This is a genomic window from Georgfuchsia toluolica (assembly GCF_907163265.1).
In the GTDB taxonomy this organism is placed as follows: Bacteria; Pseudomonadota; Gammaproteobacteria; order Burkholderiales; family Rhodocyclaceae; genus Georgfuchsia; species Georgfuchsia toluolica.
The window spans coordinates 1703579-1720036 of sequence record NZ_CAJQUM010000001.1; the positions used below are offsets into that span (position 1 = coordinate 1703579).

19 protein-coding genes and 1 pseudogene are annotated in these 16458 nt (G+C 52.9%); 10 read left to right on the plus strand and 10 right to left on the minus strand.

The window, feature by feature from the left end:
- The first annotated feature begins 69 nt into the window (after positions 1-69).
- From K5E80_RS07945 to K5E80_RS07975, 7 genes are all read left to right on the plus strand, one after another.
- Complete coding sequence (locus K5E80_RS07945) at positions 70-321, plus strand: hypothetical protein (protein WP_220635646.1); 252 nt, start codon at positions 70-72, stop codon at positions 319-321.
- Positions 318-2096, plus strand: coding sequence for a replication endonuclease (locus K5E80_RS07950; RefSeq protein WP_220635647.1), 1779 nt, complete (start codon positions 318-320; stop codon positions 2094-2096). The genes K5E80_RS07945 and K5E80_RS07950 overlap by 4 nt, the downstream gene beginning before the upstream one ends.
- Positions 2093-2914 carry a recombinase family protein gene (locus K5E80_RS07955; protein ID WP_246590913.1) on the plus strand — a complete coding sequence of 274 codons (822 nt, stop codon included), beginning with the start codon at positions 2093-2095 and terminating at the stop codon, positions 2912-2914. Before K5E80_RS07950 ends, K5E80_RS07955 begins: the two co-directional genes overlap by 4 nt.
- A 34-nt stretch (positions 2915-2948) precedes the next feature.
- The gene (locus tag K5E80_RS07960) at positions 2949-3128 is read left to right on the plus strand and encodes a hypothetical protein (RefSeq protein WP_220635648.1); all 180 of its coding nucleotides are present in this window, start codon (positions 2949-2951) and stop codon (positions 3126-3128) included.
- Complete coding sequence (locus K5E80_RS07965; protein WP_220635649.1) at positions 3116-3355, plus strand: DUF4224 domain-containing protein; 240 nt, start codon at positions 3116-3118, stop codon at positions 3353-3355. Before K5E80_RS07960 ends, K5E80_RS07965 begins: the two co-directional genes overlap by 13 nt.
- Positions 3356-3358: 3 nt before the next feature.
- A complete protein-coding gene (locus K5E80_RS07970; RefSeq protein ID WP_220635650.1) occupies positions 3359-4330 on the plus strand; it encodes a tyrosine-type recombinase/integrase in 972 nt (323 codons plus the stop codon).
- Positions 4331-4855: 525 nt separating this feature from the next.
- Complete coding sequence (locus tag K5E80_RS07975; RefSeq protein ID WP_220635651.1) at positions 4856-5344, plus strand: hypothetical protein; 489 nt, start codon at positions 4856-4858, stop codon at positions 5342-5344.
- A 190-nt stretch (positions 5345-5534) separates the two neighbouring features.
- Here K5E80_RS07975 and K5E80_RS07980 read toward each other — a convergent pair whose 3' ends face one another.
- Both K5E80_RS07980 and K5E80_RS07985 read right to left on the minus strand, forming a co-directional pair.
- Entirely contained in the window at positions 5535-6065 is a 531-nt protein-coding gene (locus K5E80_RS07980; RefSeq protein ID WP_220635652.1) for a FlgO family outer membrane protein, read from the minus strand.
- Positions 6062-6745 carry a hypothetical protein gene (locus K5E80_RS07985; protein WP_220635653.1) on the minus strand — a complete coding sequence of 228 codons (684 nt, stop codon included), beginning with the start codon at positions 6743-6745 and terminating at the stop codon, positions 6062-6064. The genes K5E80_RS07980 and K5E80_RS07985 overlap by 4 nt, the downstream gene beginning before the upstream one ends.
- 113 nt (positions 6746-6858) lie before the next feature.
- On the opposite strand from K5E80_RS07985, the gene K5E80_RS07990 reads away from it, so the two are divergent.
- Genes K5E80_RS07990 through K5E80_RS08000 form a run of 3 tightly spaced genes read left to right on the plus strand, consistent with a single transcriptional unit; the run spans position 6859 to position 8260 of the window.
- Entirely contained in the window at positions 6859-7098 is a 240-nt protein-coding gene (locus K5E80_RS07990) for a helix-turn-helix domain-containing protein (RefSeq protein ID WP_220635654.1), read from the plus strand.
- A gap of 30 nt (positions 7099-7128) precedes the next feature.
- Positions 7129-7404, plus strand: a complete 276-nt coding sequence (locus tag K5E80_RS07995; RefSeq protein ID WP_220635655.1) for an integration host factor subunit beta — start codon at positions 7129-7131, stop codon at positions 7402-7404.
- Positions 7405-7417: 13 nt separating this feature from the next.
- Positions 7418-8260 (plus strand): hypothetical protein, encoded by an 843-nt coding sequence (locus K5E80_RS08000; protein WP_220635656.1) that lies wholly within the window; start codon positions 7418-7420, stop codon positions 8258-8260.
- A 10-nt stretch (positions 8261-8270) separates the two neighbouring features.
- On the opposite strand, the gene K5E80_RS08005 is transcribed toward K5E80_RS08000, so the two are convergent.
- The 8 genes and pseudogenes from K5E80_RS08005 to K5E80_RS08040 all read right to left on the minus strand — a co-directional run bounded on the left by K5E80_RS08005 (position 8271) and on the right by K5E80_RS08040 (position 16276).
- The gene (locus K5E80_RS08005) at positions 8271-8753 is read right to left on the minus strand and encodes a hypothetical protein (RefSeq protein ID WP_220635657.1); all 483 of its coding nucleotides are present in this window, start codon (positions 8751-8753) and stop codon (positions 8271-8273) included.
- A gap of 29 nt (positions 8754-8782) precedes the next feature.
- Complete coding sequence (locus K5E80_RS08010) at positions 8783-10162, minus strand: DUF6035 family protein (protein WP_220635658.1); 1380 nt, start codon at positions 10160-10162, stop codon at positions 8783-8785.
- Between the two features lie 147 nt (positions 10163-10309).
- Positions 10310-10735: pseudogene (gene radC / locus K5E80_RS17180) on the minus strand (RadC family protein); the annotation flags it as partial.
- Positions 10736-10992: 257 nt separating this feature from the next.
- Positions 10993-12003 carry a site-specific integrase gene (locus tag K5E80_RS08020; protein WP_220635660.1) on the minus strand — a complete coding sequence of 337 codons (1011 nt, stop codon included), beginning with the start codon at positions 12001-12003 and terminating at the stop codon, positions 10993-10995.
- Positions 12003-13217 (minus strand): hypothetical protein, encoded by a 1215-nt coding sequence (locus tag K5E80_RS08025; RefSeq protein WP_220635661.1) that lies wholly within the window; start codon positions 13215-13217, stop codon positions 12003-12005. Before K5E80_RS08025 ends, K5E80_RS08020 begins: the two co-directional genes overlap by 1 nt.
- A gap of 471 nt (positions 13218-13688) precedes the next feature.
- Positions 13689-14342, minus strand: coding sequence for a hypothetical protein (locus tag K5E80_RS08030; RefSeq protein WP_220635662.1), 654 nt, complete (start codon positions 14340-14342; stop codon positions 13689-13691).
- Between the two features lie 489 nt (positions 14343-14831).
- Complete coding sequence (locus K5E80_RS08035; protein ID WP_220635663.1) at positions 14832-15734, minus strand: replication initiation factor domain-containing protein; 903 nt, start codon at positions 15732-15734, stop codon at positions 14832-14834.
- A 131-nt stretch (positions 15735-15865) separates the two neighbouring features.
- Positions 15866-16276 (minus strand): hypothetical protein, encoded by a 411-nt coding sequence (locus tag K5E80_RS08040; protein WP_220635664.1) that lies wholly within the window; start codon positions 16274-16276, stop codon positions 15866-15868.
- Between the last annotated feature and the right edge of the window lie 182 nt (positions 16277-16458).

The following is a 16458-nucleotide window of genomic DNA, read 5'->3' on the forward strand; positions in this document are numbered from 1 at the left end:
CTTTCTATCTAGCGGCCCGAAACAAAGAGCAACCGAAAACGCCATCAATCTACTGATCGGCAAGCCGCCATGCGTCAGACAATGCAGCATGCGGAGAATGCCGGTCAGCACGGCATTTATGACCCTCTGTGCAGGGAATGGGCAACCCCTATTCCTTGCGCACAGCCCTTCACTGCCGAAGCGAGCTATGCCGCACGTCTTAGCTATTCAGACGCCGTAAATCGCGCGCGCAATTTGTGCAGCATGAAGCGCCCTTGGCTGGTTATCCAGCCATTGACGGTCGAGCGCTGCGCCATCTGCGGTGGCGAGTTCGCGGCATGAACGCTACAGAACGTATTTACGAGACGCCCTATCGCTTCGATGCTTTAGAGGCAGAGCAGCATCAGGAATGGCTCGAAACAATAACAGCATCGCTCCCGCCCCGCTGGAAGCGCGATGCAATTGCCATACATCAGAAAAAATGCGCATTGAACGGCCTGCAACCGGCAGACCTTTGGCTCACCGACTTTGTAGAGAAGTTCGCCGCATGCCGGATCGCACCGAATGCGACAGACACCGACATTATGGCCATTGCCGAAAAGCAGGCCAAGCGCGCGATGGAACGTGCTCAACGATGGGCAGCAAGCGGCTCCATGAAGATGCGGCGCCAGCTCGATAAGCTCTGTATCGAGTTCGGCATTCAGCCACCAGGCGAGAACATCGGGGATGCCGGCGCACTGGCGCGCATGACCGACAAACTCTGGTGGCGGCGAAAGCTGCGTAGCGAAGCCGGCCGCGAGCGCGAGAATATCTCCATTGCTCTTGGCTACGTACACAAGCATCGAGACATTTACATCAGCCGTGAATCGCTCGAAGCCGAGAGCCACAAGCAGCGGCGCAACGCGGCAATTCTCGAAGGCATGGAAGCGGTCAGCGAGGATGGCGAGATTTTCACTATCGCCGAACTGGCTGAACACAGCCTGTCGAATCCGGCGCTGCGCCGCGGCGAAATGATGGTGCGCATTAAGGGCTACGAAACCGTTGCGAACGAGCTTGGACATGTTGGGATTTTCGTCACGCTGACCTGTCCCAGCCGCATGCATGCCCGTCTGTCCTCGAATGGTGCCCCGAACCCCGCCTACGATGGCACCAAGCCCAAGCAGGCACAAGCCTATCTCGGTGACCTATTGGCGCGCATCCGCTCCGTGTTGCGCCACGAATACGCCAGCCCATATGGGCTTCGTATTGCTGAGCCGCACCATGACGGCACACCACATTGGCACATGCTGCTGTTCGTCACACCGCTGCATGTCGGCGCCGTCAAGGAAACCATCCGGCGATATGCGCTGATTGACACTCCCGACGAACCCGGTGCACAGCAGCATCGCGTGAAGTTCGAAATGATCGATCCACAGAAGGGCGGCGCTGCTGCCTATATCGCAAAGTACATCGGCAAGAACATCGACGGAACCGGCATCGACCTCGATGAAAACGGTGTCCCGGCTCAAGAGTCAATCGGTCGCGTTACCGCATGGGCACGTCTGCATGGCATCCACCAATTCGACTTCATTGGCGGGCCGCCTGTCGGGCTTTGGCGGGAACTGCGCCGCATCCACAGCGCGACAGTCACCCTGGCGCCGGATGAAATTGCAGCCGCATGGCGTGCAGCGCAGAAGACTACTGACCAAAACGCCGACTTTGCGGGCTTGATGCGTGCCGTTGGCGGGCCTACGGTCAAGCGCGCGGATCAAACCATCCAGCTCGCGACCAAGGCAGGCGAACACATCGGCCGCTATGGCTACGAACAGACAACCAAGCCCTTTGGCATCTTCCACAAGAACAAGCCAGGCAAGGTGTTCGAATCCGAGCGCAAGCGATGGGAAATCCGCATTCGGCCTGGCAAATACGCGTGGAGTTTTGCCGACAATTCGGCCGCCGCATACCGACCTTGGACTCGTGTCAATAATTGTGCGCCCCGCACAGGAAGCGGGTTTGCATCGAATTCCTCAGAAGGAATGGGCAGCAATGTGATTGCGTTTCCGCGTGCCGGGCCGGTGGGCAATGTTGGATTGTCATCAGGCCTCACCTCTCGACCTTTTTCACCATCCTCATTATGAAAAATACAGAAAGTACAGCCAAGAAAATTGAACCGTGCGCCCCTTCATTGCCTGTCGTTACCCAAGGCGGCCGCTCTATGCGCTACGGATATGCAAGGGTATCAACCGAGGAACAGGAAGTGCATGCCCAGGTCGATGCACTCAAAAAGAACGGGTGCGATTTTATCTATGAAGAAAAACGGTCGGGCGGAAATCTGCAACGGCCAATCCTTGAGGAAATGCTCAGTCAGCTACGGCCTGGCGATGTTGTCTTGGTTTACAAGTTGGATCGTATAGCACGCTCATTACAAGACCTACTCTTCATCTTGGCACGCATTGAGAGTGTGGAAGCAACTTTTAATAGCCTCACGGAAACCATAGACACAAAAACGCCGACAGGGCGGATGCTGATGCAAATGCTCGGCGCATTCGCAGAATTCGAACTGTCGATGATCCGGGAGCGAACCAGGGTGGGGATGGCTGCCGCTTTGGCACGGGGAGCAAGGTTTGGCGCACCCCGGGCGCTATCAGATGAGCAAGAGGCCGAAGCGATGCGGCTATGGGAAACGGGGGATTGGACGAAAGCTGCTCTTGCACGTAAGTATGGCACGCACATATCGAGCATCAAGCGGGCGATTCGAAGGGCGGGCCTTGCGCGCAAACGAATAAATGCTGCTCAAGAGCGGGAAGTGGCGCAACTGTGGGCAACTGGCGAATGGACGAAACCCGCTCTTGCCAAGCGTTATGACACTCCAGTGCAGAACATCAAGAACGCTATCGTAAAGGCGGGGTTGCCTCTACATCGCTCCGAATTTCACATGAATGCTATGCGCGCATGAAAACCCTTCCGTTCGACTTCAACATGGAGAAATCATGAAACCTCGCACCATGCACACTGATCCGCTTGCGTTTTCGACCTCGATCATCATCATGCGGATGCATGCCTACATCCGCACTTACAGAAAAAGTTACAAGCCGACATCGAAGGGCCGCGCGATCATGCGCCGCAACGCCAGACGGGCCGGAACAGGGAAGGCTGCATGGAAGCGGTAAGCCGCCCTTCGTTGTATCTGACGCCGGATGAGTTGATCGAACTCACCGGGCGCAAGCTGGTCAGCCTGCAAATCAAATGGCTGGTGACCAAGGGCTGGAAACATGAAGTCAATGCTGTCGGTCGGCCCATCGTCGCGCGCAGTTATTTTGAATACCGGCTCGGCTCAGGCACAAACCCGAACGAACGCCGTTTTCGTCCGAATCTCGCGGCCGTGAGTGCGACCTGATACATGGGGCGTCGCCGTACCAAGCAGCACGATCTTCCGCCCCGGCTACATCGCAAGGGGAATCGGTACTACTACGTCACTACCAGCCTGCCGCGCAAGTGGATCGCGCTTGGTGGCGATCTCAATGAAGCGCGCAGAAAGTGGGCAGAGCTGGAAGGTCAAGAGACTGACCCTGACGATAAAACTTTCCGCGTCGTCGCTGCACGCTACGAACGCGAGATCATTCCAACCAAGGCTTACCGGACACAGAAAGATAATGTGCGCCAGCTCAAGTTGCTGATCGCGGCGTTCGGTCACTATCCCATTGATGAAATTCGCCCTGTCGATGTTGCCGAATACATGCAGCATCGTGGCCAAACAGCGCGCGTCCAGGCCAACCGGGAAAAAGCGCTGCTCTCTCATATCTACAACCACGCGCGGGCATGGGGCTACACCATCGAGACGAACCCTTGCGCCGGCATCAAGGGCCACAAAGAAAAAGGCCGCGACCGCTATATCTCTGACGCCGAATACAAGGCCGTATGGCTCGCTGCCGACGCTCCGACACGCGACGCAATGGATTTGGCCCTGCTGACCGGCCAGCGGCCCGCTGACGTGCTCAAAATGACGCGAACCGATATCGACGATGGGGCACTGCACATTCGCCAAAACAAGACCGGCAAACGCATCGCCATCGAAATCAGCGGCGAACTGGAAACCGTGATTGCTCGCATCGTGGCCAGGCCGGGCAAATCGGCCAGCCTCGTTATCGACGACGATGGGGAACCCCTGTCGCAGTGGAGCCTGCGACACCGCTTTGACGCTGCGAGAAAGACCGCTGGCGTCGATTTTCAGTTTCGGGATATCCGCGCCAAGGCCGCGACCGATACCGGTGATCTGGCCCATGCGCAACGCTTACTCGGCCACAAGACGCGAACCATGACAGAACACTACACGCGCGACAGAAAAGGCGACCGTGTTAAGCCACTACGATGATTTTGTAGAAAAGCCTTTGGTTTTTGTAGAAGAATGGGCATTGGATGGAAACCGGCAATCCATGGAAACCCGCTCTACGACTGGTGCGGGAGGGGGAGCCCTAATATAGTTGCAGAGCCACTATCTACAAGGCATCAAGGTATTCTGCTTGGCGACATACCCCCATCCCTACCCCCACACTATCTGGTTGCCTTCGCCCCTTGCGGACTGAGTTCGGCCACCACATAACACTGCTGCCTATCCCGCAATCAAGTTGGATGAATGCCGGTAATCGCCACTGGGGTCGCACAGGGCCGAGCCTAAGCTCACTATGAGTGTGAGGGTAGGTGTTGGTATTGGCACAGACTGAAATACCTTTTGCGCCCTTTCAACGCCTATGAGCGATTGTCACCACAGGCAGTTGGAAAACATCTACCCCTCCCAGAATATATGCCATCAAGTAAATGCAACCACGTGCTTTGGCAGGCGCATCTGGTGAGCCAGTGGTGTGATAGCTTGTCATCATTGAGTGTCAGGGAGAAACCAGTGACTGATTACTTTTATCGCCCTACTTGTGGCGAAGGGCATGAGAATCGCCCGACTAAGTCCGGTGTACCGCTTTCCAAGGTCACGTTATTACAGCTTCTCTCTCTGGAAGACAGTCAAGTTGCCTCACTGATTATTGACAAACTCGAAGCCCTTGGATTTGATCAGCAGGGCACGCCAGAGAACCTGATATTTGGATGCACATCGAACGACGGTGAATTCCATCCACTGATGACCTTGGATGAGGCAGGTGCTTGTATTGTGCTGCTCCCGAAAGACTCAGAACTTCTTGGTGGAAATGAAATCCATAATCTACGATTTTCAGCCAATATCTTTGCACCGTTCTTTAAGAAAGAACAGATGACGCGGCCAGAGAGTCCTGGATATACAGGCCAATACTGCTGGCTGAAGCGCGAGCCCGTTCAGTTTGCTGAGTACATTGATGAATATCGAATCAAGCTCATGAAGAAACTGGAACACCGGGAGTAGAGATCGGCATAGCACTTACTGGAAAAAAGTATCGTCAATCTCCGCTGGGATCGCACTAGGCCGGGCCTATAGTCACTAACGGCGCTAGGGTTGAGGTTGGTATGGTTACGGTCTGGAACGCCGTATGCGCCCTTTCCCGGCCTCTTGCGCTGTAATCGACTGGCCCCGTAGTTACTTACAGCGTTAAGCCTTAGTCCCTCTGCTCCGCCAGCAACGCCTGATTGTTCTGCGACAACGGCAGCAGGTAATTGACGGCTCCGATGACCCGATTGTCGGTAACCGTGACGGTCTTGAGCGTCAGATACACGTAATCAGCGGCCACCGCGTAACTACCAACCACCACCACCTGGGCGTTGTAGCTCTTCGACAGGTCACGCACATTCCGGGAAAGCATTAGTTCGCCCGTGCCCTCCCGGATATACACATCGCTGCGGAGTTTCATTTCCACCACGTTGTAGCCCTGCTGGGTCAGCCGGGTGGCGATCTGCTCGGAGATCAGCCGCCCAAATCGTGAACTCTGGTTAAGGCTGTCGATATTGACGACCGTTGCGATCAGCATTGGCACCTTTTTGTCGACAGGCACCGCCGTTGCCGCTACGAGCTTATCAACAGCCGCGTAGTTCGCCGAAGTGAAGTCACTGGTTTGTGCACCCTGATAGCTCGGCCCCGTGGCGCAGGCGGTCAGGACAACCGTGCATAGTAGGAGGGCGATCTTCTTCATTGTCCGGTCACTCCCATGGTCTTGGTCTGAGCGCGGAATGGTGCCTCGAACATCACGCCTTCGGCGTCCTCAACATAGTAGACATCGGTCTTCCGCATCAGGAAACGATTGCTGTCGATCAGCGAGGTCGTGACGATGACTTCGGTATTCGTCGCGCTATGCAGCTTGACCTCCGCCCCCAATAACTCAGCGCCCGCCACCAGCGCCGTAGCGCCTGCTGCTCTGGCCGTGTCCGATGCGTTACTTACCGCAATCTGTCGTCCTACGAGGATGCCCCCAGCGAGGGCTGTCAGCATGCCCGGTTGGTAGTTCCCCTGCCCCGCCAGATGACGTACGACCTGAGCCTCGTACGTGACCTCGACCGTACCCTCGGGCTTGGTCGCCACGTTCAGGCCGTAATTGACCAGCTTCGAAATCAGCATGGACTGAAAGCCACGTGAGAAATCGCTGTTGTCACCCGGTGTGACATAGAGCGGCTTCCCCCGGAGTTCCGGGCGATCCTTCATACCGGCTGTCTGCGCGGCCACGTCACCAGCGATGACGTTCCAGTGCTCGGCGGATTTGGCTTTTCTTAGACTCGCATCGGGAAAGGGATTGGCATTGGGCATGCCCGCAAGCTGAGAGCAACCGGCGAACATCGGGAGAAACATCAGGGCGGCAACTATTTGTTTAAGCGTCATGCCTTTCCTCTCAATTCAAGTGGCAAATGCCACGGGTTTATACGCATAGGATAACCGAAATGTAGACAACTGTCCGATGACGACAACAGTCCGAATCCGCATGCTTCTGTCGCATGAAAAGACGGGTAACGGTCGAGCAGGCTTTTGGTGCGGTTCTTCGGGAACTACGTACCGGCACGGGCAAGACTCAAGAGACAGTAGCTCTCGATGCCGGGTTGGATCGCACCTTCATCTCGATGTTGGAGCGCGGCCTGAGGCAGCCAACGCTGGAAACGGTTTTATCGCTCTCTCGTGCCCTCGGCGTTACCGCCTCCAAGATCGTTGAAAAGGTCGAGACCCTGCTAGGCAATTGAGTGCCGGTCAAATGCGGATAGAATTGGCGTATGACCCGCTCTGAACTTGTTACTGCCCTTGCCCAGCGGTTCCCTCAACTGCAAACCAATGACACCGGGCTGTCGGTCAACGTCATTCTTGAACGTATGGCCGAAGCCCTAACCCATGGTGACCGGATTGAGAAACGGGGCTTCGGCAGTTTCAAGATCAACTTCCGACTACCGCGAACAGGCCGAAATCCGAAAACCGGCCAGTGCGTTCAAGTTCCGGCAAAGGCAGTTCCGCATTTCAAACCCGGCAAGGAACTTCGGGATCGGGTTGGTTGAAGACTTATCCTATATGCCCATTCAAACTATCACCTTTACTATCGCAATATGTTCCCCTAGTGACGCATTGGAGGAGCGCAACGCCGCTGAGCGTGTAGTGTTGGACTGGAACTCGTCCCATGCTCATGCCACCGGCGCAATCCTCCATCCCGTGAGATGGGAACGCGATTCGATTCCTGTTCTGGGTGACCGTCCCCAAGCACTTGTGAATCGGCAGGTGATAGACCGTGCTGATCTTGCCATTGCCGTTTTCTGGATGCGGGTAGGAACTCCTACGGGGGAATTTGTCAGTGGCACTGTCGAAGAAATAGAGCGGCTGGCAACTGCTGGAAAACCCGTGATGGTTTATTTCTCCGACAAGGCACCAGATAGCCTCGATCAAATCGACACACAGCAATTAAACGCCCGCCGATCATTGGAGGCATCCTTGCGTAATAGAGGCATCATCGGGAGCGTTGACAACGTAGACAGCTTCACGCAGCAATTCTCCGGGCACCTTGCCAAGATGATGAACAGTCTGCTCGTGAAGTTTCCACCGACTACCTCAACTCCGGTTCATGGCGGCAAATCAGTCGCGCCATCGGTGTCCGAGGAATTTCGTACGATTCTGAAAGAACTGGTCGCTGATGAACAAGGATATCTGATTGTTGCCGACTTGGTTGGCGGGAAAATGATTCGGGCGGGCAACAAGGATTTAGCAGAAAACACCAATGCCCGGACAATTGCGCGATTTGAGGAGGCCATCAATTTAATGGTCAAAAACCTATTGATAGAACTTCAGCCGCAGTCTTCTGATCTTCATTCAAGAATTTACAAGATCACGCACAAGGGTTATTCGGTCGCGGACTCACTATAGCAAATGACAATTATATAATGTTCACCAAACGAGGATTGATACCCGTCAATTGACCTGTATCGACAGTAAAGTTGGCTATCTTGCAATTGAACTCCGCCTTCACTTGAAAAGAGATGTACGAATTGCCTTTAGGCTGTTTGGCAATATGCTTCACTTGAGCTTCAGTTAGTGTGCCCCGGATATAAACTTCTTTCGTCTCACCCGGCAGTAAAAGCAGTCGTTGTAAGTACGGAAAACTCGGCGTTGCGGCTCCGTATAAAAGCTCAAACATCAATCTATCTAGCTCAATCTCAAAATGCCCGTTGTTAGTTAAGGTCAGGCAGATATCGATATGCGGTAATTCACCCCCATAGATCGTAATTGGATCATGCCTTGCCCTTACATCTATATTGGTATGCTCCCTCAGCCATCCTGTACTAAATTTTCGTCTAAGAAGGAAACCCGGTAGCCACCCAAGCAGTCTCCAGACCGAGCTTATTACGACTCCTTCCATAGCCATACTCCTGAGGTAGATTGTTAAGATTAACTGCTCGGCAATGGTTTCCCGCGCATGTGATGCAACAAGGGCGGAAACAAAAAAATCAAAAGTTGATCGAAGCGGCCATTGTAGGCATAGTCCGAATGATTATTTATCATTGCAGCCTTCGCACGTTCGATCTTTTTTGCAAGTTTGCCAGAGGCATCCTCACTATTTATCCATTCGACACGCTGGTAAGCCTTAGCCAGCCACCAATACTGCCTCAAATAACCGCGATAACGCTCGAAGACTTGATGCACGACTTCAACGTGCAAATTGAATCCGAATCCAATTATCTTGCCGTGTTTTAGTGAATAGATGGCATTCAACAACCCATTCGGTAGCCGTTCACCATAGTAGTCATCGACAACTAGACCAGCGGCACGAAAGCGGCCCCAGTAGCTTTTGTACAGGCTGTGCCAATCTTCGTTATCGAGTATGCTTTCAGATATCCAAAACTCCTCGAAATCCGCCCGGAGGTCAGCGAGACCGTCAGTAGCTGTTCCTATCTGTTCCGGGCGCTGTAACTCGGCTTTCGTTTTCGCAAACGCGGCTTCAGCGTCATAGTGAAAAACTCTATTGCCCAGTTTGTCAAAATGCAGGTCATCCATCCCTACTTTTCGACTCTCCCAGTTAACCTCTATTTGGTTGCCGGCTACCTGAGGTACTTGGTAATTGGCCTCCATGATGAAACAGCCATCTTCAATGGACTCCTTAACTGTTTCGTCATTGACGACAAAAAGGTTTCGGTTATTGTTGTACAGCACATCCTTTTCAGTAAATCTTTGGTACTCCGGGTTGAAGCGCCCAAATATCCACACAAGAAGCACACCATTCCGCTTGTAGAAGTTCCAGCGTTCCATAATTACATCAATGTAGGTCGTTGAAAGCTGAATCTCGAATGCGATGACCTGACCGTTAAAAGTGGCTCGCACGTCGGGTTTTCGCCACTGTTCTGTCTCAACCAAAGAATGGAAGATGTGTTCGACCTTTAAGTCAGAAAATCTGCTGTCAGCAACAAGGCTCTGGCGAATAAGCTCCTTTAACCTCACATGGGCGTGACTTTCTCTGGCACCTTGATACTTGATCGCATCTATCTGTTCTTGACTGTAAATACCTCTGGTCTTGATGGGACATTCGCCACGTTCATGCCGATGTTTGAAGTAAAAGGTCTTGCGGTCAGTATTCCCCGCCACATATACCGGCACCTTACAGACAGCGCAAACCAACCACTCCTTACCTTCTTTCTCCAGTTTCTTCAATCTAAGGCGTACTTCCCACACATCAGACTCGTTTCGTTCCAACAGGGTAGATGCCCGCACGGGTATACCGGATTCAATGTCCAGAACCTCGTCAATCAGACGTTTTGGAATCAGATTTACCACGGTAAAGAGTCCAGATAACTTTATGTCAAAATCAAGAGATAAAGCATTTTGACATACCGGAGGCCCACCACATGAGCCACTCAATAATTAGTTGAAGCTGGTCGCAGACTACAACCGTAATCGGCATTCAACAGTGAGGAAGAATGGCTAAAACAGTCCCCGTTCAGCAAAACTCAGCGTTTTCTCCCCGACCACGATAAAGTGATCCAGCACCCGCACATCAACCAGTGCCAGCGCCTGCTTCAAGTTGCTGGTCAGCAGTTCGTCTGCCCGACTGGGCTCCGCTATCCCGCTAGGGTGGTTGTGAGCTAGGATTGTGGCAGCGGCATTGTGCTGGAGCGCGGCCTTAACTACCTCTCTGGGGTAGACCGATGTCTGGCTGAGTGTCCCCCTGAATAGTTCTTCGGCAGCAATTAGACGGTTTTGGGTGTCAAGGTACAGCACCACGAAACTTTCGTACTCCTGCCCGGCAAAGTGAATCCGAAGGTAATCGCAAACGGCTGATGGTCGGGATAACACCTCCCCTCTTTGCAGTTCTTCGCCCAGCCATCGTTTTACAAGTTCCCGTGCCGCCGCGCACTTCTCTTGTGGAATTGAATCAGACGCGGGTGAGAACAGCGGCTGCAACGATCCCCGATAAAGCCGCCGTAATTCCCGAGCGCCAATAAGTTTCTTGAGCAAGTCCACATCCGACAATTGGGCATAAAGAGCGTTACTGGTGATCCCTGAGTGGCCCCTGCATTTATCGACACTGTCGAGGACTGCTACATCATTAACTCTCTGCTTCTGCTGGTGCAATTGAATGCCGGATGAGTATGGATAGACTTGGGTCATAGGACTAGCCCCGCCGCATTGTCTACAAATTGATTCCCGGCCCGTACGTACCTGTATAGCATTGCGTCGCTCTTGTGTCCCGTCTGTTCCTTGATCTTCAAGATGCTGGCTCCGGCCTGTACAGCGGATGTTGCCAACCCAGCACGTAGCGAGTGACCAGAAAAATTGCGGGCTGGTAATCCAGCAGCGTGAGCATAGGTTTTAACGATCAGCGCCACCGACTGCGCGGTCAGACGATCCCCTGTTACTCCAGATTTATTGACAGACGGGAAAGCTGCGCCAGAACTGATCTGTGCGTGATCCAACCAAAGCTGAACAGCCTTGACCGGACATGCGCTGGTTCTTCCCCAGGGAATTGCAATTTTTCGACCTTCGGACTCTTGGTCGCACTTACTTTTTCGTAGATGAACGACCAACCCTTCTTTGACAAACTCGAGGTCTTGCACATCGAGCGCCACCAGCTCAGATCGCCTGAGCGCAGCCGCGAAACCCAACAGGATCAGCGCCCGGTCACGAATGCCCTTCGTCCCGTGCATGAGCGGCAATATGGCAAACAGGTCTTCGCGGAGTAATGGCACTACCTGTCGTTGCGGCTTCCCGTGGGCTTTCCTCACGCCTCGCAGCACAACCCGCACCAGATCGTTCTTGGCCGGGTCTGCAAGTCCTTTGCTGGTGTGCGCTCGGCTGATACCTACCACCCTGCGGGTGATCGTGTGCGGGCTATGGACTCCCGCCCGCTCCGCGATGTACTGCGCCAACATTTCAGGGGAGCACGGTACTTGGCCTCCCCACAACAAGAAATCTTGAAGGTCACCCTGATATGCTCGCCTGCTGTTGTCTGCCAAGGCCGCTGTGATGTAGGCTGAAACCATCCGGGGCCGTCCGGCAAGTGATTGCATACCCTGACCGTTATTGACCGCCGTTCCTACGACCTCTACATGGCCCAATTTGAGTAGTGTTAATTGGGGATTATCGCTAGTGAAATCGGCAACCAAATGGCCGTCCATCAGCCCATCTCCTCGGGACGGATGCGATTCAATCGCTGTAGGTTGTCCCTCACCAACACCAGTAGTTCGTCATGATCATCCAGATCGAGGCCCGCGAATTCCAAAAAGTTTTTGTTGAACATCTGGCGTAGTTCATCCGTGCCGTCGAACACCAACTGACGATCAAGCGCCCCGCCCTCGACAATAAACAACCCGGCACCAAGTACAGCCAAAGGATCAGCCGCTGGGCGGCAGGCGAAGAACTCGCGCACTGGCACCACCTCCTTGGCCAGCCGGGCTAGACATCGCTTCCCTGCGCGGGTGTGTTTGTCGAGCGCAGCGTACACGATGCCGTTCTTGCCCTCAAACTTTTGCGCGGTCTTCTGTATTGATTGGTGTCCTTGTCGGTGCAACTGTGAGACCAACGGCAGGGGGATGTTCATGCCCTCGGATATGCCATTACCCGATAGAAACAATGTGGTTTCGACCTCGCTCAGTTCAACACGGCAGGCGATTTCGCGCATCAGTTCTTTGTTGGCAGGTACATCAGTCCGGTACATGCCTTTTGAAAAACTTCCGTACCCGCTGACATGCCGAAGTGCGGCAACTCGTTCAATAACTGGCGCATTGGCATCACATGCAGTGGTCAGCAACTGCTCGTTTGTGAGTCCGAAGCATTGGCGCTCATGTCCCCCTCGATGTACAGAGAATTCCAGCGCGGCGATGGCATCGCACAGGCTGCGGCTCTTACAGGCGCGGGCAAGCTCGGACGCGAAATACGCGGCTACACGCTCAGGGCCAAGTTGTCGGTGCAGGGCTTCGCGCCTGAAGGTCTTAAGCAGATCGTGGCACAAATTAACATCTGCAAGACCGATGTCTTCGTACCCGATGACCAGCAATCTGCGCCAGAAATACCTAGCATCGACGGCCAGTAGTCGCATGGCCGTGGCCTCAGCCGTTGCCTCCAACCCACGCCGAATACTCTTTTGCAGGTTGGAGGCCAGCACCCATTTATCAACAGTTATCGGTATGTGCTCGTCCGTGAACTGTGGCCGGTAGGCGGTTATGCGCTCAATCAGAGGTTGGCTGGATTTAGCATTGCTGGCGAATGGCAGTTCTGGCTTTGGCATAGGCTCGATGTACATGTGAATGTACTGATGAGCGTAGCCATTGACACCGTCATGTCCAGTTTTTTTCGCCAATAACGAATTATTTTCGCCGTTTGCCCTGCTCACCGCCGACAACCCGGTTCAGGGTAATCAATGTACCGATCCAAAAACCCCAAGAAGCATGTACATCAGTACCTCATGATGTCTGTTGGGCCGACGCATATTGTGAATGGGGTGGGTACTTTTTCCCGTGGAGTTTCGTGATTAGGGTTGTACGACTTTAAGGCGCCCGAGACGAAATCAAATAACTTTCGATCTGCCCATTCCTGTCGTTTCTCATCGGCGGCAATATAGTCTTCAATGGTTTCACGAGTCACAATGATGTGGGCCGGTAGACATCGTTAATTGGGCCGTTCGATGTCGTCTTCAAGCAACCAATCCACTACATAGCTGAATGCCGCTCCTTGTACAGGCGATCTAATCCAGCTTGCCTGTCGTGGGAGTTGAGCACATATCCGCTACCCGTACCAAATAGGCGCTCAAGCCGTCGTTTTTCTATGGATGAAAGATCGGACACGTGATTTTCCAGCTAAATAATTACGAAGATTGGATAAGTTTTCGACGCACAACTTTCTTCTTTAATGGCTTTTTTGTTTCCTCCTTGGTTTTTGTTTCATCAGCGGCTTTTTTTGCGATTTCTTTTTCCCGCCTCTTAATAGCCATTTCTGGCAATTCATCCATATCCTTAGCACCGATTTCAATGGCCCGATCCAACCAAGCCGCCCTTAAACGCGGTTGAACCTTTGTGCCTAGCCTGCAAACTACGTGATGTGGGTTATATACAAGTACCCACTGAAAATCGTGGTCGGCCCCACCTTTGTAGTCAATAAATCCGAGCCTTTTTAGATGCCGCATTCGCTTGCGCCATGTGTCTACTGCACGCTCCCCCGTAAAACCGGTCTCAAATGCCATCTGCTTTTCACTGGGAAGTTCGACAATACCGGAGTAGAACAATCGGCACCAAATCGTTAGGTACGTCATGCCAGCATTCTGGCCCTTTGTCAGGTTTCCGATCATGTTCATCAGGTACGCCATCGTACGAGGCATCGTGGTGAAGCCTGCCGCCTTCTTGCGATCCCATAAATATTCCTCAGAAATCTCCGGCCAAAGTTCAGCAAGCATCTCTGAAGCACGCCTTTCCATTTTGCTGGCCCGTTCTTTTCGTTGTGTAATGTTCAAGATGTTTGTCATTGTTAATCCTCGTGCATAAAGGGCTCAGGACAGGAATTTGGAATTCCGTGTCAATCCCACACTCGTCAGTAAGGCAGGTTTTGGAGGCCTGTCTATCGGTATTGACGTGTCCTGAGCTTGTCGCAAGTGTGCGAGAAATCAAACAAAAAGGCCAAGACTCATCACACTCAATGCGGCATCGCTGGATACACGAGACGCAGCATTCAGTTTGTTCAGTTTCGCATTACGGCACAACTAGTATATTGGAATTGAGCGATTTAGCTCATGATGTGTCTGTAAAGCAGCAGGGAACAGTGGCATTGACCAAAATTTCCGTGCTCCCTGTTATCTTTATGTTCTCTTAAACGTGATCCCGTGTGCTCCATGTGCTCTTGGGGTTTGGCAAGGGGTGATGTCCCCGACGTTCATGGATTCAAGATCGTGCATGGCTGCTCCCTATCTTTGCAATTGAGTGCTGGAGATAGTCGGACGTTATTGGATAGCTATTAGCTATGGTTCAATTCGACTAAGAGCTAAAGGTAGTTCTTTCCATACTTCGTCGGGATTCCACCACGGCACTTGCATATCGTCCAACATTCCAAGGTACTTCTTTCGCTTGTTCGCCGGGAGCTTGGACAAAGCCGCTGGCACCCCCTCTTGCTGACTTTCGGACATGAAGTTCTGCCATTCCTCATCCGCGCAGGCCGACTGGGCTTTGGCAAGGTCGGCAATCAACATTTTTTTGAATGGATTCTTCATCTTAATCAGATCAACCGGAGCCACACCAAGTCGCCGCATAACAGCTTCTATCCGGGTATGTGGGAATATCTTGGTGAAGGTCGATTTGCCCGTATCGTTTAGCTGCTTGGCCTTGTCGTACAAGCGAAAACGCAGGCCACTGGTATTACTGCCAAGGTATGTCGTACCAAGGTAACTATCACCCTTCTTATAAATGTCAGATTTCGTCACGTACTTGCGATAGGGCAAAAAACTGTGATGATTATGGGACAGTGAATCGGCAGCGAGTTCCAAGTAATTGACCTTGCCAGTCTGGAACAACACGGGATACATAATCGGATCGAACATCATGTCAAACACCGACTTGAAATGATCGAACTCCCCATCTTGAAACTGCGATGGGTATAAGGTCAGGGTCATGTACCTATGCAAAGCCAGCTTGCCCGGTAGCTTGTTGGCACCGAGGGTTATGTCCGCGATCTTCCTCCGCCCCGCCTTCTTGTGCGTGTACGCCGCGTAGTAATCCAAGCGCATCGAGTACTTGTTCTGCCTGATTTTGATCTTCCCCTCTGGGAGTAGCTGCTTCTGCTCATCCCGCATGGAATAGAACTGACCATAGACATGCTTGTATAGGTTTTGGCCAGAGATCACAACGGTTATACCGATACGATCCACAATTAAGTACCTCCATATAGTAACTGCCACAGACCACTCCTTGGCCCTGATACTTCCAACCTACTGGCTTACTAGTACGTAAGAGCCAACGACCCGGTTGTGCTAGATCGAAGGCTCTCGTGTACCTGACATTAGTTCTTGCCGTCCTGCGTCACAGCAGGTAGTAAAGCCGAGCCATGGGCGTTTTTGAGGCTTGCTAGTAGTGCAGTTTGGTGTGCGATTACCGCCGCCGAATTCGTGTGATGGTGCTTGACCAGCAAAGGGCGTTTGGCCCCATGAGATTCCGACAAGAACTTTTTCACGGTTTCGTTGAGCCAGTATGGTCGATTTCCGTCATATCCGTCTGCCGGCGGGTATCGTCCATTCTTGATTCCCGCGCAGAAGGTCGTATGGCCAACGCTGAGTATGGCCAACATGTTGCAGACCATTTGCCTTCCGGGGCTATCGAGAGACGTGGTTGGTTGCTTTGGTTTGGTATGACCGCTGCTCTTGCGCTTCTCCGGCTTGGTTACGGCCTTTGTTCTCAATATCGTGATTGCCATTGCGTTTCCTCAAATAAAGAATAGAAAAAGGCCGTTTGGTGTGTGACGCTGTACAGCCAAATTACGGCCACTACAACGTCACACACCAAACGGCCCCTATCTACCGAGGACGCCCCGCACCTCGCCTGCTGCGGTATTCCGGCCAGCGACTGACACTTCCACCAGAAGGCAAGTGCTGTGCT